Here is a 17,611-nt window from a genome sequence, read left to right as displayed (position 1 = left end):
ATATTAAGCGCATCAATACCGCCAGGATAGTATCGTTTGCGAATGCCTGTGCTTTTAAAGCCCTGATCCCTGTAAAAGCTCAGGGCTGCGGTATTGATGCTGGCAACTTCAAGAAAAAGTCGGGGTGTTGGCGAGGTGCTGGCTTCCGCATACAGATCCGCCATAAGCCGCTTTGCAAAGCCCCTTTGCTGATATTGGGGATGAACGGCGATCTTGAGGATTTCAATGCCGTCCATGACCTTTCTGCAGCAAAGGTAGGCCAGGGGATGGGAATCTGCTGTCTCTGTGAGCACACGGCAGAAGGCCTGGGGATGACGATGCTCGGCCATGAAATCCGCCCAGGTCCAGGGATGGCTGAATACAAGGCTTTCAAGGGCTGTGACTGCGGCAAGGTCTTGGGTCCCCATGGGACGGATGTGGACATTATCCCTTCTGGGCACTGCGGGGCATTCCTTTCAGGACACCACTGGCCAGGGTGATGCTTCTTTTTCCGTGGGCTTCCAGTTGGATGCCGATTTCATGGATGGGTACGCGTTTTCTGAGGCTGATGGCCCGGATGAGAAGGGGCAGATTGACCCCGCTGATCACTTCAATGCGTCCTTCTTCCAGAAAGGAATAGCTGAGGTTGGAGGGGCTGCCGCCGAACATGTCGGTGAGGATGAGGAGACCTTCTCCCTCATCCAATTTTTTAAGGGTTTCTGCTATGGTTTTGCGGATGGTGTCTGCGTTTTCACGGATATTGACAGATACGGCGGCCACATTGCGGGGCGGTTCACCGAGGATGAACTCCGCCGCTTCGATCAGGGCCTGGGCGAGTTGGCAGTGGGTGACAACGGCAATTCCAATCATGAAAATCAAGTCCCCGTTTAAGGGTTTTGGTCAGCTGGAGGAAGACTGGCGGAGAATATCCCTGTGATGGATCCCCAGTTGTCCCACCTGACCCTGCAGATGCTCGAAAATACGGCGCGTGATGGCCACGGATCGGTGGCGGCCGCCGGTGCAGCCTATCCCCAGGGTGAGGTAGGCTTTGCCCTCTCTTTTATACAAAGGGATCAAATAGTCAAGGAGGTCGAGGTACTTTTGCAAAAAGATCTGGGTCTCCTCATGGGAGAAGATGAAGTCCCGCACCGCGGCATCTTCTCCGGTGAGATCCCGCAGCTCCGGCGTAAAATAGGGGTTGGGAAGAAAGCGGACATCCACGAGCATATCCATATTCCGCGGAGGGCCGTATTTGAAGCCAAAACTTAAGACATCCACCCGGAGGGCGTCTGCGAAAATGCAGTGCTGGGCAATTCCCATAATCAGCGCCTTGAGGGCATGTACGGTGGTGTCGGAGGTATCAATGACCTGGTCGGCGCTTTCCCTGAGAGGGGTCATGCGCTGAATTTCCTCACGGATGCTGTCCATGAGGGATTTGCCCGGAGAAAGGGGGTGCTGCCTGCGGGTCTGGCTGAAACGGTTGAGAAGCACCTCTTCCCGCGCTTCAAGAAAGATGAGCTGGAAATTCCAACCCTGGTTGCGGACTTCCGTAAAAATATCCGTATGCTTTTCAAGAAAACCCTTTTCCCGGATATCCATGATAAACCCCAGACCATTGAAATCTGCGGTGTCGCTGTGGATCCGCAGCTCAAGGAATTTGGGAAGGAGGGCCACGGGCAGGTTATCCACACAGTAAAAGCCTGCGTCTTCCAGGGCGGCTGCGGCTGTGCTTTTTCCGGACCCGGAAAGACCCGTGATTACAATGATTTTTTCGTTGGTTTTCATGGGCGTCGTCTTTGCGGCAAAAGGGGAGATTTTGTGCTTAAAAATCCTCGTCCATGGGAGAAAGAAGCTCGCAGACTCTCTCAGGGCTTGCGGCCTTACGCAGTTCCTCCTTCAGGGAGGCATTCCGCAGAAGCCTTGATATCCGGGCAAGAACCTGAAGGTGCAGCCCGGTTTCGGTGAGGGGAGTCAGGATCACAAAAAAAAGGTGGACAGGTTTGTTGTCAAGGGAGTCAAAGGAAACGCCCCTGCGGCTTTTGCCGAAGGCAAGGGCCAGGTGAGGGAGAGTTTCTAGCTTACCATGGGGAATGGCGATGCCATCCCCGATGCCCGTGCTGCCGAGACGCTCCCTTTCCAGAAGTACGCGCATCAGCTCCTCTTTCGGCAGATTCTTTTGCCGGGCAAGGGGGGCGACAAGTTCTTCCAGCGCAGCCATTTTGTCGCGGGCCTGAAGATCGGTGATGATGGTCTCATGGGTCAGAACATCCAGAAGCTTCATGGATCAACCTTGTGAAAGGGCCCAGGGCCCTGACCGTATGCGGCCAGAGCCCTTTGCAGGGCCTGTGGTCCTTTGTGTTGGATCAGGCGGATGGCTGGATCAGGCCGAGATCCCCGTCTTTTCGTCGGTACAGAACATGGACCTGATCGGTTCTGGCGTCGGTGTAGACGATAAAGTCCTTGTCTGAGAGGGCAAGCTGCATGGCCGCCTCTTCCGCATCCATGGGTTTGAAATGCATGGATTCCACAACAAACTGAGGCTTTTCAGGAAAATCCTGGGCCTCGGTTTCCGCATTCTGGGAAATTTCTTCAGCCATTGCCGCTTCGGCACCCTTGATGCCTGCTTTGGATACGGGACGGTTTTCCCGGACCTTTTCCTTGGTTCTGCGGATCTGCTTTTTGAGCTTATCCACCACAAGGTCCAGGGCTGAATACATGTTTTCCGTTTCTTCCGTGGCCTGGAAGCTGAGACGGTCACAGGTGACGCGCACTTCTACGATATGGCGGATCTTTTCCACAGACAGGACAACCTGGGCTTCGGCCGGGCTGTCAAACTGTTTGTCCAGCCTGGAGAGTTTGTTGGCGGCGTAGTCCTTCAGTGCTTCGGAGGGTTCGATGTTCTTGAAGGTCACGGATGTCTTCATGGGCCCTACCTCCTCATCAGTATTGTCTGCGTTTGCTGGACGGAAGAATTTTAAGGATTTCCCTGTACTTGGCAATGGTCCTTCGGGCAATGCGGATGTTTTGCTCCTCCTCGAAAATGGTGGCGATTTTCAGATCGCTGTAGGGGTTCTGGGGATCCTCGCTTTCCACAAGTTGCTTGATTTTTTCAAGTACACTCACCGAGGCCATGGCCTCGCCTTCCACCCGGCTGATGGAGCTGTTGAAAAAGTATTTCAGCTCAAAAAGCCCCTGGGGCGTATAGGCATACTTGTTGGTGGTCACCCGGCTGATGGTGGATTCGTGCATCTGGATGTCCTGGGCCACGTCCCGCAGCACCATGGGTTTTAAGTAGGCCACACCCTTTTCAAAGAAATCCCGCTGAAAGCGTACAATACTTTCCATAACATTGTAGATGGTTTTTTGTCTCTGCTGGATGCTTTTGATGAGCCAGGAGGCGGAACGCATTTTTTCCTGAAGATAATCCTTGGTTTCCCCTGAGATTTTTTCTCCGGTGCGCATGGCTTTTTTGTAATAGGGGTTGATGTGCAGCCTGGGCATACCATCGTCATTGAGGGTGATGATGAAATCATCATTGTGCTTGTATACATAAATATCCGGTGTGATATACACCGGCGCTTCATTGTGGAATTCCCGGCCGGGTTTGGGCTCCAGAGAGCGGATGACGCCTACGGCGGCGATGATGGTCTCAAGGGGTTCTTTGAGGCTTTTGGCAATGGCCTTGAAGTTTTTGTTTTCAAGGTGCTTGAGATGGTGGGCGATGATTTTTTCCACGATGTCTGCCTCAAGGCCCAGGCGCCGAATCTGGAGAAGCAGGCATTCCTTGAGATTCCGTGCGCCCACGCCCGCAGGGTCAAAGGACTGCACCTGTCTGAGTGCTTCTTCTGCGGCGCTCTCCGGATATCCGCTTACCTGGCTGATTTCATCCAGTGTGGCGTCAAGGTACCCATCGGTGTTGATGTTGCCGATGATCAGGCTGGCCAGGGTCTGGATTTCCGGATCCACATCTGCCATGGACAACTGCCAGAGCAGGTGGTCGTGGAGGCTTTCCTTTTCTGAGACAAAGTTTTCATAGCGGGGTGCTTCCCTTTCCTCGGATTCAAAGTGCACCCTGCCTGCGCTGCTGTACTCGTCGAGGTAGGCCTCCCAGTCCGTTTCCGGGCTGACCTTTTCACTGATTTCCACTTCCTGCAGCATTTCTTCCGAGGAAACGGCCTCAGCCATATCCGGGGTTTCCCCCTCCGGTGCGTCCACGCGTTCTTCCAGGGCGGGATTTTGTTCCAGCTCCTGTTGTATGGCATCCACGAGTTCAAGGCGGGACAATTGCAACAGCTTGATAGCCTGCTGCAGTTGAGGCGTCATGACAAGTTGCTGGGTAAGCTTGAGTTGTTGTCGGAGTTCTATGGCCATTTTATAACCGGAATCCGTCTCCTAAATAGGTTTTTCGGGCAATGGGACTTGCGGCGATGTCCGCAGGGGATCCCGAATCCACAACCCTGCCGGAATGCAGTATGTAGGCCATATCGCATACGCCGAGGGTCTCCCGAACATTATGGTCTGAAATCAGAACGCCGATGCCCCGCTGGCTGAGATAGGCGATGATGTTCTGAATATCGCTGACAGCCAGAGGATCCACCCCCGCAAAGGGCTCATCCAGGAGGATGAAGGAAGGATCCGTGGACAGCACCCGCGCAATTTCAAGTCGCCTGCGTTCCCCGCCGGAAAGAACCGTGGCCTTCTGGTCTCCCAGATGGCGGATGCCCAGTTCTTCCAGAAGGGCTTCGGCTTTTTGCCTCTGTTCCGTTCTGCCCATATCCAGGTTTTCAAGGATGATGAGGAGATTGTCCCGGACGGAAAGCTTTCTGAATATGGAGGCTTCCTGAGGCAGGTAGCCGATGCCGTAGCGAGCCCGCATATACATGGGATAGTCTGTCAGGTCTTTATCGTCAAGGAAAACCCTGCCCCCGTCCGGTCGGATGAGGCCTACGGCCATATAAAAAGTGGTGGTTTTTCCGGCCCCGTTGGGTCCGAGGAGCCCGATGACCTGCTGGCTTTCCACCCTCAGGGAAACGCCGTCCACCACCTTTCTGTCTCCGTAGCGTTTTTCCAGTTGTTCCACGTGCAAAACGGGCATGGGGTTTTCTCCAAAAAAAATCAGAAGGGTAGGGGCAGAGGTTTCTTTTTGTCCTGAAGGAGGGTGCCGGAGACGCCTCCTGAAATTTCCATCTCGCCGGTTGTGCGGTTCATGCGGATGGCGGGCCCCTGGAGGACGTGGCCGAGACGCTCCACCCGCGCGGGGCTTCCCGTGAGGGTGATGGTGTCATCCTGGGCAATGAAGATGGCCCGCTCTCCGGAGGCTCTGCCATCCGGATGGGTGATCTCCACCTTGCCTTCGGCCACAACGCTTTCGATGGAAAGAAGGGGATCCTCTCCCTTTTCCGTCTGCAAGGGAAGGTCTTTTCCCTGGTAACGGAGGGTGACGGCATCCGCCCTGAGGGTCATTCCCGCCTGGACGATGTGTACCTCTCCTTTGAACACCAGGGTGCGGGAAGTCATGTTCCAGTCCTGGGAAAGGGCGTGGGCCACAAGGGCAGGGGGGTCCGATCCCTTTTGCCCGTAATGAAGGGTGGAAAGGCGCTCTTTGCGTCCTTCCACCTGCATCTCGTCGAGGCGGTGATCATAGAAAATGCTGTCTCCTGTGATGCGGATATCCGGATTCCGGAATTCCGCAGGACGGCCTTCCAGTCGGAGTCTCTGGGACTGGGTCTCATACCGGGCCTTGTCCGCCCGGCCCTGGAAATCCTGGTGTCGGAGGCGCACCCGACCTTCGGCCTGGAGGCTTTCGAGGTTCTGTTCCGAAAAGGCCTTTTCCATCTCTTGGGAGAGGAAGCGGATCCGGATGAGGTCGGCTTCAATACTTGCTTCTTCCCCGAAAATCCGGGCGCTGCCTTCCATGCGGATTTCTTTTGACTGGGTTTCCCAGTCCATATGTGCGCTTTCAAAACGTATGGGAAGGAGGTCTGCCAAGGCTGAAAAGGAATACATGCAGAAAAACAAGGCGGCTGCGAAAAGGCCTCTTTGCCTGAGGGCGGAGGATCGGCAAACCTTAGGGTGAGGACATGGGCGCATGGAGGACTCCTTTCACCTGTCCGGTAAGGCGCAGTACGCCGGAAGGAAGTTCATAGCTTGCGGCGTCGGCTTCCATCTGAAACTGGGTTCCTGTGACCCGGGTTTTCACGGGGGAGGCCAGCACCTGGGTGTCGGATGCATAGAGCAGGGCTTCGCTTTCCAGCAGGTAGAGGGGGTGGGTCACTTCTACCTTTTCCGTGAGGCGGACATCCTTTGCATTCACATCCGCAAGGCCTTTGTGGGAACGGGCGGTGAGGGGCGTATGGTCCTCGCTGATATAGGTGACCATGACCCCTGTCATTTCCACCATCCCGGCCTGTCTGTCATAATCCGCCCTGTCCGCAGAGAGGGTCCAGAGAATTCTCTCCTTTTCCGTGGCCGTATGGCGGAAGCGGGAAAGGGAGATGTCGGTGCGCTGGAGGGAAGTCGGTGCGGCGGGGGGGGCTGTGAGGTATTCCACAAGAAAAAGAAGCAGGGTGACCAGGATGAGGCCCAGGGCAAAGAGCATGAAAAAAATGCGTTTGCGACGAAAGGGGGTCATTGCAGGCAGCGATCCACAAGGGCATCCCAGAGCCCCTTGGCTTTCAGGATGGCCTCGCACACTTCCCGGACAGCCCCCTGGCCGCCCGGAGCCCTGGTCGTAAATCCCGCCCTTTCCCGGACCTCGAGAGCCGCGTCTGCAACGGTAATGGAAAGCCCCACCCGCTGCATGAGGCCGAGATCCGGAAGATCGTCTCCCATAAAGGCCATGGCCTGGGGGGAAAGGCCTGTGCGGGACTGGATTTCCTCGATCAGCGCGGCCTTGTTTTTCACCCCATCCCAGATAAGGGTGATGCCGAGGTTGGCCAGCCGGTGCCGCAGGGCAGGCGCGGCCCGTCCGGTGACAATGCCCACACGGATACCTGCGTCCATGAGAAGCCGGAGGCCAAGACCGTCTTTTACATGGAAAACCTTGGTTTCCTCGCCTGCATCATTATAGATGATGGTTCCTGGGGTGAGAACCCCATCCACATCCAGAAGGAGAAGCGCTATGTCGCAAAAGGATGTTTTCACGGTATCTCTTCCCCGATAATGGCTTTGATGGCGATAAGCTGGTCCAGAAGGCGGGGGACGTCCTGAAGATGCAGAGAATTGGCCCCATCGCAGAGAGCTTTTTCCGGCTGGGGGTGAGCCTCAATGAAAAGGCCGTCTGCGCCTGCGGCCACGGCGCTCCGGGCGAGGATGGGCGCAAACTCGCGTTGTCCTGAAGAGTGGGTGCCGGAGCCGCCGGGCAGTTGGACACTGTGGGTGGCGTCAAAGATGACCGGATGGCCGAAGCCGCTGAGGATGGGAAAGCTGCGGAAATCCACCACCAGGTTGTTGTAGCCGAAACTGGCTCCCCGTTCCGTGAGAAGGATTTCCCGGCATCCGGATTCTTCCAGCTTGGAAACCACATTCTGCATATCCCAGGGGGCAAGGAACTGGCCCTTTTTGACGTTTACGGGTTTCCCCGTACGGGCCGCCGCAGAGAGGAGGTCGGTCTGTCTGCACAGGAAGGCGGGAATCTGGAGCATGTCCAGCACCTCTGCCGCAGGCTTGGCCTGTTCGGGTAGATGGATGTCGGAAATGACGGGAACGCCGATGGAGGTCTGCACCCTTTCCAGGGTTCGCAGCCCCTCTTCAAGACCTGGTCCCCGGAAAGAGGTGATGCTGCTGCGGTTGGCCTTGTCAAAGGAGGCTTTGAAGATGTAGGGAATCTTTCTTTTTTCCGTCTCTTTGTGCAGAAAGTCTGCGATGTTCAGGCAGAGATCGGCATCTTCAATGGCGCAGGGACCCGCAATGAGCAGGAGAGGATGTCTGGGGCCTAAGGGGATGGCTGTGTTTTTCAGATGAATTTTCATTCAGTATCTTTCGTATTTTTTAACCCAATACCCATCTGATGATCTTAAACGTCTATTCCTAGCCCGCGCCTATGCAAAAGTCAAGCCGATGGTCATGGGTTGGGGCCTTCAGCAGGGATATCTTTGTACATGTCGGAATTTTCGGCTTTAAAATCCGGGGGTGCGGGTTTTTTCCAAGAGGGGGTTCAGAGGCTCCGGGCTTGATTCCCCTGGAGTGAACTGTTATGAATGCGGCCGGAATAGATGGTGAAAAAAACTGTGGCGGAAGGACAGAGAAACGATGAAGAAAAAGGAAAACAGCAGCAGGACCTGGTTGTTTGTACCCCTTGCAGGCCTTTTGCTTTGCGCCATTGTGTGGCTGGTGTTCACCTGTTTTGAAGGGCGCAGGCCGGAAATCCGGATGCTTGTGGAAGGCAGCAGTCTGGGAAAGGATGGGGAGATCGCCCTGGAAGTGATGGACGTGGGCCGGGGGGTGAAAGAGGTTCAGGTTCTTTTTTTCAAGGACGGCAAAGAGCATGTTCTGGAACAGAGGCTGTTTCCTGGGAGCGGTTTCCTGGGAGCCACGGGTGTGGCCCATACCTCCCTGCGTTTTGCCTTCAAACCTGCGGAAGCGGGGATCACCGATGGCATGGGCACCTTGCGGGTACGGGCGCGGGATGCGTCCTTGCGCGGAGGTTTCAAGGGAAATCTTGGCACCTATGAGCGGGAGATGCGGGTGGACACCCGGCCGCCGGAAATCAGTGTGGTCACCCGGCAGCATTATCTCAGCCACGGAGGAGCAGGCCTTGTGGGGTATCGCCTTTCCGAGCCGGTCCTGCGCAGCGGTGTGAAGGTGGATGGCAGATTTTTTCCTGGATATGGGGGGTTTGGCCCGAATAAGGATATCCATGTGGCTTTTTTCGGATTGGGGCATGAGCCAGGATCAGGCGCTGAGATCTTCATTGTGGCGGAGGACTTTGCCGGAAATATCGGCAGAGGAGGATTTCCCCATCACGTGAATGCCAGACGTTTTCCTGAGGATAAGATCAACATCAGCGATCGTTTTTTAAACTGGAAGATGCCCGAATTCCAGATTCCCAGCGGAGATCCGGAATCCCCCCTGGAAAAATTCCTGAAGGTGAACAACAAGCTGAGGGAACAGAACGAGGCGCAGATTTTTGCGGCAACGGAGAAATCCGAGCCGCGTCCATTCTGGGAAAGACACTTTCTGCCTCTTCCTGCGGCGGCAAACCGGGGGGGATTTGCAGACCGGAGAATTTATTATTACAATGGCCGGGAAATTGACCGGCAGTTTCATATGGGCGTGGATCTGGCTTCCATTGCCCAGTCTCCCGTTCCTGCGGCAGAGGCGGGAAAGGTCGTTCTGGTGGATACCATAGGAATCTATGGCAGGAATGTGATCATTGACCATGGATGCGGGCTTTTTTCCCACTATGCCCACCTCAGTCAGATCCAGGTTTCTCTGGGGGACATGGTGGCCCGGGGGGACATCATCGGCCGGACAGGGGTAACGGGTATGGCCGGGGGGGATCATCTGCATTTTGGCGTGATTGTGCATAATATTTTTGTGAACCCCATTGAGTGGCTGGATCCCAATTGGGTGGAGAACAACATCTTATCAAAACTTCGTGATATCGCGGCCGGGATTTACGGCTAGCGTGGGGGAGAAGGCATGGCTGCGTTTGAGGTGAATAAAACCTACCAGGAGATCAACGCAAAGATTGCTGCGGGTAAAGCCGTTGTGGTGACAGCGGAAGAAATGATCGACATTGTGGAAAACGAGGGACCTGTGGCTGCGGCGCGGCATGTGGATGTGGTGACCACGGGCACCTTTGCTCCCATGTGTTCCTCCGGCGCTTTCATCAATTTTGGTCACTCCGTTCCCACCACCAAGGCGTCCCACACCTGGCTCAACGGTGTGGCGGCCTACGGCGGACTGGCTGCGGTGGATTGTTACATCGGTGCAACGGAAGCCGCAGCGGAAGATCCCCTCAACAAGGTGTATCCCGGATCCTTCAACTACGGGGGGGGGCATGTGATTGAGGACCTGGTGGCCGGGAAAAAAGTGCATATGCGCTCCGAGGGCTATGGCACCACCTGTTATCCCAATCGCCTTTTTGAAAAGGATGTGACCCTGGCCGATCTTCCCCAGGCCCTGCTCTGCAATCCGAGAAATGCCTATCAGAATTACAACTGCGCCATCAACACCACCAAGAAAACCATTTATACCTATATGGGTACCCTGAAACCCCGTATGGGCAATGCCAATTATTGCAGCGCCGGGGCCTTGAGTCCTTTAATGAATGACCCCTGTTACAGAACCATTGGCCTTGGCACCCGGATCTTTCTTGGCGGCGGCGTGGGGTATGTCACCTGGTGGGGAACCCAGCACAAGCCCCAGGCCCAGCGAACGGAAAAGGGGATTCCTGTGACCCCGGCGGGCACTCTTTTTGTGATGGGAGACTTAAAGCAGATGAAGCCCGAGTGGTTGCGGGGGGTGAGCATACGGGGGTACGGATGTTCCCTGTCCCTTGGCCTTGGTATTCCCATCCCCATCCTGAACGAGGACATGGCCCGGTATACCGGGGTCCGGGATTCGGATATCTTCACCCAGGTGGTGGATTACGGCATGGATTATCCCAACGGGGTTTCCCGCAGTTATGGTCAGGTCAGTTATGCGGAATTGAAGTCCGGCAGCATTGTGGTGGAGGGGAAAACCATTCCCACGGTGCCCCTTTCCAGTATGGTGAAGGCAAGGGAAGTGGCTTTGATTCTCAAGGAATGGATTGAAAGGGGTAAATTTTTCCTGGGAGAACCCCAGTTTTTACTTCCCGGTCCGGTGTAGATGCGGGCCTTCTCCCCCCTTTTCTTCCATGGGAAAGGGGGATTTTTATGGGCTTTTTTATCTCTCCAACCCTATCTTGAATAAGGCAGACGTGTGAAAACTCAGGCAGCATCGGAACTGGCAAAGGCGGGTCCCAAACCTTCGGCCTGGCGGGAGAATGTGGAGGCCATCGTCATCGCCGTGGTCCTGGCCCTTCTCATCCGGACCTTCGGGGTCCAGGCGTTCAAGATTCCATCGGGATCCATGTTGGAAACCTTGCAGATCGGTGACCATATCCTGGTGAATAAATTATCCTACGGATTGAAAATGCCCTTTTTCGGCGAACCCCTTGTGGGCGGGAAAAATCCCAGGCATGGAGACATTGTGGTGTTTGCCTATCCGGAAGATCCCCGTAAGGATTTCATCAAACGCGTGGTGGGGGTAGCGGGAGATCGGCTGGAAATCCGCGACAAGCAGCTTTACCGGAACGGAAAACCCGTTCCCCATGAGCCCTATGCGGTTTTTAAGGATCCTGTTTTTTACCGCAAGGAGCTAAGCCCAAGGGACAACATGGGGCCCATCACAGTGCCCGAAGGCATGCTTTTTACCATGGGAGACAATCGGGATCACAGCAGTGACAGTCGATACTGGGGGTATGTGGATGTGCGTTCCGTAAAAGGCAAGGCCTTCATGATTTACTGGTCCTGGGATCAGGACCGTTTCCGGCCGCGCTGGGGCAGGCTTGGCAATTTTCTTTCCTGATTTGAAACGGCTTTGGGACCATGATCTTTAAGGCGGATCCGGGGGTCTGATCTTTTTTCAGGCGACTCAGGATTTCCTGGAGGGGTATGCAGTTCACCAAAAAAGATATTCTGGACATCGCCTCCCTTTCTGCGGAGGAAATCACCCATATTCTGGATACAGCCCAGGGAATGAAGGAAATTTCCTTAAGGCCTGTGAAAAAAGTTCCCACGCTCCGGGGAAAAACTCTGGTGCTTTTTTTTCATGAAGACAGCACAAGGACCAAAGTTTCCTTTGATATTGCGGGAAAACGCCTGAGTGCGGACGTGATTGCCCTTGGCAAGAGCGGCTCCAGCATGGCCAAGGGGGAAACCCTGCTGGATACGGTAAAAACCCTGGAAGCCATGCAGCCCGATGTGCTGGTCATGCGGCACGGCACTTCGGGAGCCGCCCACTTCATTGCCAGGCGTCTGTCCTGCGGTGTGATCAATGCGGGCGATGGCAAACATGCCCATCCCACCCAGGCTCTGCTGGATATGATGACCATACGGGAAAAAAAAGGTTGTATCCGGGGACTTGAGGTGGCCATCATCGGGGATATCGCCCACAGCCGGGTAGCCCGGTCCAATATGGAGGGGCTTGTGAAGATGGGGGCTTCCGTGCGGGTCTGCGGTCCACCCACTATGATTCCCAAAGGCATAGAAGGGTATGGGGTTCGGGTGGCACCTTCCGTGGATGCCGCCCTGGAAGGCGCGGATGTGGTCATGATGCTTCGTATCCAGAAAGAACGCATGGGAAAGGTTCTTTTTTCCACGGAAAGGGAGTATGCCCGGCAGTTTGGCCTGAATGCGGGCCGCCTGGCCCTGGCCAGGCCCGACGCCCTGGTGCTGCACCCAGGTCCCATGAACCGAGGTGTAGAAATTTCAGACAGCGTGGCCGATGGCAGCCAGTCCGTGATTCTGGAGCAGGTGGAAAACGGAGTGGCTGTGCGGATGGCCCTTTTTTATCTTTTGGCAGGAGGCGTGCGGCATGCGGATGAAGATTGAAAACGGGCATGTTCTGGATCCGGGCCGCGTGGACGGGATCCGGGATATCTGGATCCGGGAAGGGCGCATTGAAGCCATCACAGAACCCGGAGAAATCAAGGATGCTGCGGACGAAGTGCTGGACGCAAAGGGGCTTGTCATCACTCCTGGGCTCATTGACATGCATGTGCATCTGCGAGAGCCGGGGCAAGAATACAAGGAAACCATTGAAACGGGCTGCCGGGCTGCGGTGAGGGGCGGTTTCACGGCGGTCTGCTGCATGCCCAACACCCGTCCTGTGAATGACAATGCGGGGATTACAGCCTTTATCGTTTCCCGGGCCAGGGAAGTGAATCTTGCAAGGGTTTATCCCGTGGCAGCCATCACAGCGGGGCTCAGTGGAACGCAGCTCAACGAGTATGCGGATCTCAAGGCGGCTGGAGCCATTGCCCTCAGTGATGACGGTATGCCCGTGGCCAACGCTCAGGTGATGCGCAGGGCCATGGAGTACGCCAAGGCTTTCGGCCTTTTGCTCATTTCTCACTGTGAGGACCATACCCTTGCGGGGGATGGGGTCATGAACGAGGGAGAAACGGCGACAAGGCTGGGGCTTTCCGGAATTTCCAACCTTTCCGAATCCATCGTGGTGGAGCGGGAAATCGGCCTTGCCGAGTGGACGGGAAGCCGCATTCACATCGCCCATGTGAGTACCCGGGAATCGGTCCGGGCCATCCGGGAGGCCAAGAAAAGGGGCGTGCAGGTCACCGCGGAGACAGCCCCCCATTACTTCACCCTTACGGATGTGGCGGTGGGAATGTATGACACCGCAGCCAAGATGAATCCCCCCTTGCGCAGTGAGGCGGACCGGGAGGCCATACGCGAAGGCCTCCGGGATGGAACCCTCGACTGCATTGCCACGGATCATGCCCCCCATGCGCCCATGGAAAAGGACGCGCCCTTTGATGATGCGCCCAATGGCATTCTGGGCCTTGAAACCTCTTTGGGACTTTCCCTGGCCCTGGTGCATGAAGGGCTTTTGTCCCTTGGGGATCTCGTGCGCCTGATGAGCAAAAACCCGGCGCGTATCCTGGGGCTTTCCAATGATCTGGTTCCTGGCGCTCCGGCGGATCTCACCGTGATGGATACGGAGGCTGTGTGGACGGTGGACCCTTCGGATTTTGCCTCCTTGAGCCGGAATACGCCCTTTGGGGGATGGAAGCTGAAGGGCAGGGCTGTGGCCACATTGGTGGGTGGCCGGGTTGTTTTCAGGGATTGTTGAAAGGGGTTTTGCAATGGGTGGAGAAAAGGGCAGGGGAAAACACATTCTGGTGGTGGACGATGAACTCAGCATGCGCGAGTTTCTGGAGGTCATGCTGGGTCGTGAGGGTTATACCATCACAACGGCGGAAAGCGGCGCCGTTGCCCTGAAATACCTGGAAAGCACCCCCTATGATCTGCTGTTGTGCGATATCCGCCTGGGAGACATGACAGGCCTTGATGTACTGAGGGCGGCCAAAGCGAAAAAACCGGATGCGCCCGTGATTCTCATTTCCGCTTACGCCACAACGGAGACAGCGGTTCAGGCCATGAATGCCGGGGCCTATGACTATCTGCCCAAGCCTTTTGCCAACAAGGAGCTTTTGCTGACCATCGGCAATGCCATGACCTTAAGAACCCTTGAGGAAGAGCGCAGGGCCATGAGCGACGCCATGAAGAAAACCCTGCGTTTTGGGCGGATCATTGGCGAGAGCCCGGAGATGGAAAGGATTTTTGAGCGGATCAGTCAGGTGGCCGGGACCCGTACCAGCGTACTCATCACCGGAGAATCAGGAACGGGTAAGGAGCTCATTGCCCGGGCTATCCACGAGGCCTCGCCCAGGGCGGCCAAGGCCTTTGTGGTGGTGAACTGCGGCAGCATTCCGGAAAGTCTCATGGAAAGTTCTTTTTTTGGCCATAAACGGGGTTCCTTTACCGGCGCTACCACAGATCAGAAGGGCTTTTTTGAGGCTGCGGATGGGGGGACGGTTTTCCTGGATGAGATTTCGGAGCTGCCTCTGCCGCTTCAGGTGAAACTCCTCCGAGCCTTACAGGAGCGCAAGATCATGCCCGTGGGCGGCACTCAGGAGATTCCCGTGGATTTCAGGATCATTTCCGCCACTAACCGCAGCCTTGAACAGGCTGTGATCATGGGGAAATTCCGGGAAGACCTTTTTTATCGTCTCAACGTGGTGGAGATCCGTGTGCCGTCCTTAAGGGAAAGGAAAGAAGATCTGCGCATGCTGGCCCAGCATTTTCTGGATAAATACGCAAAGGAGATGGGCAAGGGCGTGATCAAGCTTTCCTCTTACGCCATCGATCTCCTGCAGCGCTACGATTTTCCGGGAAACGTGCGGGAGCTTGAAAATCTCATTGAACGTTCCGTGGCCCTTTCATCCACGAATATCATTCTTCCGGAAAGCCTTTCCCTTTCCTTTCACAAACGCAGAAACGTGATGAAAGCCGAGGGGCAGGCCGCTGAGCTGGACGCCATGGAGGACGTGGCTTCAGGTGTGAATCTGGATGAGATCCTGGAGAGCATCGAAAGGCGTTACCTTGAAAAAGCCATGGACATCACAAGGGGCAGCAAGCAGCGCGCTGCAGATCTTCTGGGAATCACCTTCCGTTCCCTGCGCTACAGGCTGAATAAATACCACATGGATTAGTCCCTGCCTGACTCTGTTTCCCCCTATTCGTATTTCTCAGTCGCTTCCGGAAAGCCTGGACTCCTCGGAAATTTTCTCCCTTTTTTTGTGCAAACAAAGGGCCGGGAGAAGATTTTTTTTGGGGGGCTGAGAGAACACTGGCATCTTTTGATAAAAACGCGTAAAATCCTGCCTGTTTTTCCACATGTCTTGGCTTTGGATTTTCCTTCATCTTGTGTCGCAGCCAGTGCTGGGACGTTGGCGAAGGGAGTCCATTGGGAATATCAAAAAGGAGAGCTGTATGAAGAAATTGGCCATGGTCCTGATGTTCTGGGGGCTCGCCTCGCTGGCTTCCGCTGACCTGATGATGCAGATGCTGCTGGAAGATTACGAGGAAGAGGGCCGGGAAACCACCACACTGTACATGACAAAGGATCGGATCCGAACGGAGGCTCAGGAGGGGGGACAGGGCTTTGTGAGCATTGGTCGGATGGACAGGGATGTGATCTGGATGGTGCGCATGGATCGCAAGATTTACGCGGAGATTTCCATGACGGAAATGCGGCGTATGCACGAAGAAGCCCTTGCCCATGAAGCTGCGGGAAAAGCCATGATGGAAGAGCAGCTGGCGGGTATGGATCCTGAGGAAAGGGAAGGCTACCTTGCCTACCTGGGGATGGATCATGAGGAAGACACTCCTTTGCAGTATGTGAAAAAAGGGCAGGATCGTGTGGGAAAATGGACCTGCACCCTGTATGAGGGCATGCGTAATCAACAAAAAGTTGAGGAAATCTGTACCGTACCTTTAAAAACCCTGGGCATTGAGGAAAAGGATTTCCATGTGCTTCAGAAGATGGCCATGGAAGAGGATAAGCGGGTGGGGGGAAAGGAATGGAAAGAGATGGAAACACGGGGCTTTCCCGTGCGCACCGTTCTTTTTGACGGAGAACGGGCCATCAGCAGTGAAAAGCTTTTGAACATTGAAAGAAAAAACCTTCCAGCGAGTCTCTTTGATCTGCCTGCGGATTTTCGCAAAGTACCCATGATGGCTTTGTATGGGGAATAAGGGCTGAGGGTTTCTAAAGTAGAAAAATTCAGAGGTTTTTGAAAAACGCCCCCTGTTTTCTTGGCAGGCGGCGTTTTTTGTCAGAGGTTGCCAGAGAATAAAGGAGAAAGGATGGGGGATGGAGAAAGAACCGCTGGTTCTGTATGAGGATGAAGCCCTGGTTGCAGTGCATAAGCCTTCGGGCATGCCCGTGCACCGGGGAGGCCGGGAATCCGGCGGATGCAGGGCCTTGCTCCAGGTTCTGCGGGACAGCCTGGGACGGTATGTGTATCCGGTTCATCGTCTGGACAGACCCACATCCGGTATTCTGATTCTGGCCCTTTCTGCGGATATGGCAAGCCATCTGGCAGGTCAGTTCCGACGGCATGAGGTGGATAAGGCCTATCTCGCTCTGGTGCGGGGGCGAACGCCTTCCAGGGGAGTGATTTCCCGATTTCTGAAACCTGAGGATGCCGGGCCTGGGGCTGTGGCGCGCTTCTCCGTGACCCGGTACCACACAAGGGAGTGCGTGGAGATTCCCGTTCCCATGGGAAAAACTCCGAGCCGTTGCTACAGTCTCGTGGAACTGCATCCGGAAACGGGACGGTCTCGGCAGATCCGCAGGCACCTCAATGGCCTCTCCCATCCCATCATCGGCGATACCACCTATGGGGATGGCAGGCATAACCGTTTTTTTCGGGAGGCGTTCGGGTGTAACCGTCTCATGCTGGCCGCTATCCGCATATCCTTTCTCCATCCTGTGACAGGGCATCGCCTTGATCTGAAAAGCCCCCTTGCCAGGGATTTCTGTGAGGTGCTTTTGAAGTTGGGGATGGACAGGGAGGTCTAGCCCCCTGGCTGCTGTGAGGTTCGCCACAAAAGGAGGAGAAATGGCTTGTTTTTTCAAACGGTTTTGGCGTGTTCTTGTGCTGGCCTTCGGGCTGATGTCATCGGCCTCCTGCTCCCAGGCGACCGGGGATTTCTGGGTTTCCCAGGAAAAGCTGGCCGAGCTTGTGCAAAGCTCAGGTTCGGGTTTGCTGCTCATGGATGTCCGGGAAGCTTGGGAATTCAGGCGCGGGCATATTCCGGGATCGATGAATGTGCCTTTAAGCCGCCTTGCAGGGCATACCGCCGAGGTGGTGGCGTTTTTAAGCACAAGGCCGGATCTGGAGGAAATTCTTTTGATCTGCAACACCCATAACCGCAGCCGCAGGGCAAAGGAGATTCTCGCGGCGGAGGGCCTGGAACTGCGGATGCGTGTGCTGGAGATGGGAGTCACGGGATATGAAAGAAAAAAAGGAGGGTGAGGGTCTTTCAGTGTTTTTAAGGCCTGCGTTTGGGTTAAC

General features: G+C 55.4%; 19 protein-coding genes and 1 pseudogene. 9 read left to right on the top strand and 11 right to left on the bottom strand.

Annotated elements, in window-relative coordinates:
• Positions 1-2: 2 nt before the first annotated feature.
• The 11 genes and pseudogenes from RBR60_RS11710 to kdsA all read right to left on the bottom strand — a co-directional run.
• Positions 3-407: pseudogene (locus RBR60_RS11710) on the bottom strand (GNAT family N-acetyltransferase); the annotation flags it as partial.
• Between the two features lie 16 nt (positions 408-423).
• Positions 424-849, bottom strand: coding sequence for a PTS fructose transporter subunit IIA (locus tag RBR60_RS11705; protein WP_320356967.1), 426 nt, complete (start codon positions 847-849; stop codon positions 424-426).
• A 30-nt stretch (positions 850-879) separates the two neighbouring features.
• Positions 880-1,764 (bottom strand): RNase adapter RapZ, encoded by an 885-nt coding sequence (gene rapZ / locus RBR60_RS11700; RefSeq protein WP_320356965.1) that lies wholly within the window; start codon positions 1,762-1,764, stop codon positions 880-882.
• Positions 1,765-1,801: 37 nt separating this feature from the next.
• Entirely contained in the window at positions 1,802-2,260 is a 459-nt protein-coding gene (locus RBR60_RS11695; protein ID WP_320356962.1) for a PTS sugar transporter subunit IIA, read from the bottom strand.
• 82 nt (positions 2,261-2,342) lie between these two features.
• Entirely contained in the window at positions 2,343-2,903 is a 561-nt protein-coding gene (hpf, locus tag RBR60_RS11690) for a ribosome hibernation-promoting factor, HPF/YfiA family (protein ID WP_320356960.1), read from the bottom strand.
• Positions 2,904-2,919: 16 nt separating this feature from the next.
• Positions 2,920-4,350, bottom strand: coding sequence for an RNA polymerase factor sigma-54 (rpoN, locus tag RBR60_RS11685; RefSeq protein WP_320356958.1), 1,431 nt, complete (start codon positions 4,348-4,350; stop codon positions 2,920-2,922).
• 1 nt (position 4,351) lies between these two features.
• Positions 4,352-5,074: an LPS export ABC transporter ATP-binding protein gene (gene lptB / locus RBR60_RS11680; protein ID WP_320356956.1), complete on the bottom strand. Its 723-nt coding sequence runs from the start codon at positions 5,072-5,074 to the stop codon at positions 4,352-4,354.
• Positions 5,075-5,094: 20 nt separating this feature from the next.
• Positions 5,095-5,928, bottom strand: a complete 834-nt coding sequence (locus RBR60_RS11675; RefSeq protein WP_320356954.1) for an LptA/OstA family protein — start codon at positions 5,926-5,928, stop codon at positions 5,095-5,097.
• Positions 5,929-6,046: 118 nt separating this feature from the next.
• Positions 6,047-6,610, bottom strand: coding sequence for an LPS export ABC transporter periplasmic protein LptC (lptC, locus tag RBR60_RS11670; RefSeq protein WP_320356952.1), 564 nt, complete (start codon positions 6,608-6,610; stop codon positions 6,047-6,049).
• Positions 6,607-7,122: an HAD-IIIA family hydrolase gene (locus RBR60_RS11665; RefSeq protein ID WP_320356950.1), complete on the bottom strand. Its 516-nt coding sequence runs from the start codon at positions 7,120-7,122 to the stop codon at positions 6,607-6,609. The genes lptC and RBR60_RS11665 overlap by 4 nt, the downstream gene beginning before the upstream one ends.
• Complete coding sequence (gene kdsA, locus RBR60_RS11660; RefSeq protein ID WP_320356948.1) at positions 7,119-7,949, bottom strand: 3-deoxy-8-phosphooctulonate synthase; 831 nt, start codon at positions 7,947-7,949, stop codon at positions 7,119-7,121. The genes RBR60_RS11665 and kdsA overlap by 4 nt, the downstream gene beginning before the upstream one ends.
• A 280-nt stretch (positions 7,950-8,229) precedes the next feature.
• Here kdsA and RBR60_RS11655 point away from each other — a divergent pair, with 280 nt between their 5' ends.
• From RBR60_RS11655 to RBR60_RS11615, 9 genes are all read left to right on the top strand, one after another.
• Positions 8,230-9,606, top strand: a complete 1,377-nt coding sequence (locus RBR60_RS11655; protein WP_320356946.1) for a M23 family metallopeptidase — start codon at positions 8,230-8,232, stop codon at positions 9,604-9,606.
• A gap of 15 nt (positions 9,607-9,621) precedes the next feature.
• On the top strand, positions 9,622-10,794 hold the full coding sequence (locus RBR60_RS11650; protein WP_320356944.1) for a homocysteine biosynthesis protein: 1,173 nt from the start codon (positions 9,622-9,624) through the stop codon (positions 10,792-10,794).
• Between the two features lie 93 nt (positions 10,795-10,887).
• Positions 10,888-11,535: a signal peptidase I gene (gene lepB / locus RBR60_RS11645; protein ID WP_320356942.1), complete on the top strand. Its 648-nt coding sequence runs from the start codon at positions 10,888-10,890 to the stop codon at positions 11,533-11,535.
• 86 nt (positions 11,536-11,621) lie between these two features.
• Positions 11,622-12,560: an aspartate carbamoyltransferase catalytic subunit gene (locus RBR60_RS11640; protein ID WP_320356940.1), complete on the top strand. Its 939-nt coding sequence runs from the start codon at positions 11,622-11,624 to the stop codon at positions 12,558-12,560.
• Positions 12,544-13,818, top strand: a complete 1,275-nt coding sequence (locus RBR60_RS11635; RefSeq protein ID WP_320356938.1) for a dihydroorotase — start codon at positions 12,544-12,546, stop codon at positions 13,816-13,818. Before RBR60_RS11640 ends, RBR60_RS11635 begins: the two co-directional genes overlap by 17 nt.
• Positions 13,819-13,831: 13 nt before the next feature.
• Positions 13,832-15,241, top strand: a complete 1,410-nt coding sequence (locus tag RBR60_RS11630) for a sigma-54 dependent transcriptional regulator (RefSeq protein ID WP_320356936.1) — start codon at positions 13,832-13,834, stop codon at positions 15,239-15,241.
• A gap of 280 nt (positions 15,242-15,521) precedes the next feature.
• Positions 15,522-16,286: a DUF4412 domain-containing protein gene (locus RBR60_RS11625; RefSeq protein ID WP_320356934.1), complete on the top strand. Its 765-nt coding sequence runs from the start codon at positions 15,522-15,524 to the stop codon at positions 16,284-16,286.
• 118 nt (positions 16,287-16,404) lie between these two features.
• Complete coding sequence (locus RBR60_RS11620; protein ID WP_320356932.1) at positions 16,405-17,115, top strand: pseudouridine synthase; 711 nt, start codon at positions 16,405-16,407, stop codon at positions 17,113-17,115.
• A gap of 40 nt (positions 17,116-17,155) precedes the next feature.
• On the top strand, positions 17,156-17,572 hold the full coding sequence (locus tag RBR60_RS11615; protein ID WP_320356930.1) for a rhodanese-like domain-containing protein: 417 nt from the start codon (positions 17,156-17,158) through the stop codon (positions 17,570-17,572).
• The last annotated feature ends 39 nt before the right edge of the window (positions 17,573-17,611 follow it).

Origin of the sequence: Desulfobotulus sp. (assembly GCF_034006065.1) — a bacterium.
Lineage (GTDB): Bacteria > Desulfobacterota > Desulfobacteria > Desulfobacterales > ASO4-4 > Desulfobotulus.
This window is presented reverse-complemented; position numbering and strand designations above follow the sequence as displayed.

Bases quoted from the DNA above. Each gene is read 5' to 3' on its own strand.
- RBR60_RS11705 (WP_320356967.1), bottom strand. From the start codon at position 849: ATGATTGGAATTGCCGTTGTCACCCACTGCCAACTCGCCCAGGCCCTG.
- rapZ (WP_320356965.1), bottom strand. From the start codon at position 1,764: ATGAAAACCAACGAAAAAATCATTGTAATCACGGGTCTTTCCGGGTCC.
- RBR60_RS11695 (WP_320356962.1), bottom strand. From the start codon at position 2,260: ATGAAGCTTCTGGATGTTCTGACCCATGAGACCATCATCACCGATCTT.
- hpf (WP_320356960.1), bottom strand. From the start codon at position 2,903: ATGAAGACATCCGTGACCTTCAAGAACATCGAACCCTCCGAAGCACTG.
- rpoN (WP_320356958.1), bottom strand. From the start codon at position 4,350: ATGGCCATAGAACTCCGACAACAACTCAAGCTTACCCAGCAACTTGTC.
- lptB (WP_320356956.1), bottom strand. From the start codon at position 5,074: ATGCCCGTTTTGCACGTGGAACAACTGGAAAAACGCTACGGAGACAGA.
- RBR60_RS11675 (WP_320356954.1), bottom strand. From the start codon at position 5,928: ATGGACTGGGAAACCCAGTCAAAAGAAATCCGCATGGAAGGCAGCGCC.
- lptC (WP_320356952.1), bottom strand. From the start codon at position 6,610: ATGACCCCCTTTCGTCGCAAACGCATTTTTTTCATGCTCTTTGCCCTG.
- kdsA (WP_320356948.1), bottom strand. From the start codon at position 7,949: ATGAAAATTCATCTGAAAAACACAGCCATCCCCTTAGGCCCCAGACAT.
- RBR60_RS11655 (WP_320356946.1), top strand. From the start codon at position 8,230: ATGAAGAAAAAGGAAAACAGCAGCAGGACCTGGTTGTTTGTACCCCTT.
- RBR60_RS11650 (WP_320356944.1), top strand. From the start codon at position 9,622: ATGGCTGCGTTTGAGGTGAATAAAACCTACCAGGAGATCAACGCAAAG.
- RBR60_RS11640 (WP_320356940.1), top strand. From the start codon at position 11,622: ATGCAGTTCACCAAAAAAGATATTCTGGACATCGCCTCCCTTTCTGCG.
- RBR60_RS11635 (WP_320356938.1), top strand. From the start codon at position 12,544: ATGCGGATGAAGATTGAAAACGGGCATGTTCTGGATCCGGGCCGCGTG.
- RBR60_RS11630 (WP_320356936.1), top strand. From the start codon at position 13,832: ATGGGTGGAGAAAAGGGCAGGGGAAAACACATTCTGGTGGTGGACGAT.
- RBR60_RS11625 (WP_320356934.1), top strand. From the start codon at position 15,522: ATGAAGAAATTGGCCATGGTCCTGATGTTCTGGGGGCTCGCCTCGCTG.
- RBR60_RS11620 (WP_320356932.1), top strand. From the start codon at position 16,405: ATGGAGAAAGAACCGCTGGTTCTGTATGAGGATGAAGCCCTGGTTGCA.
- RBR60_RS11615 (WP_320356930.1), top strand. From the start codon at position 17,156: ATGGCTTGTTTTTTCAAACGGTTTTGGCGTGTTCTTGTGCTGGCCTTC.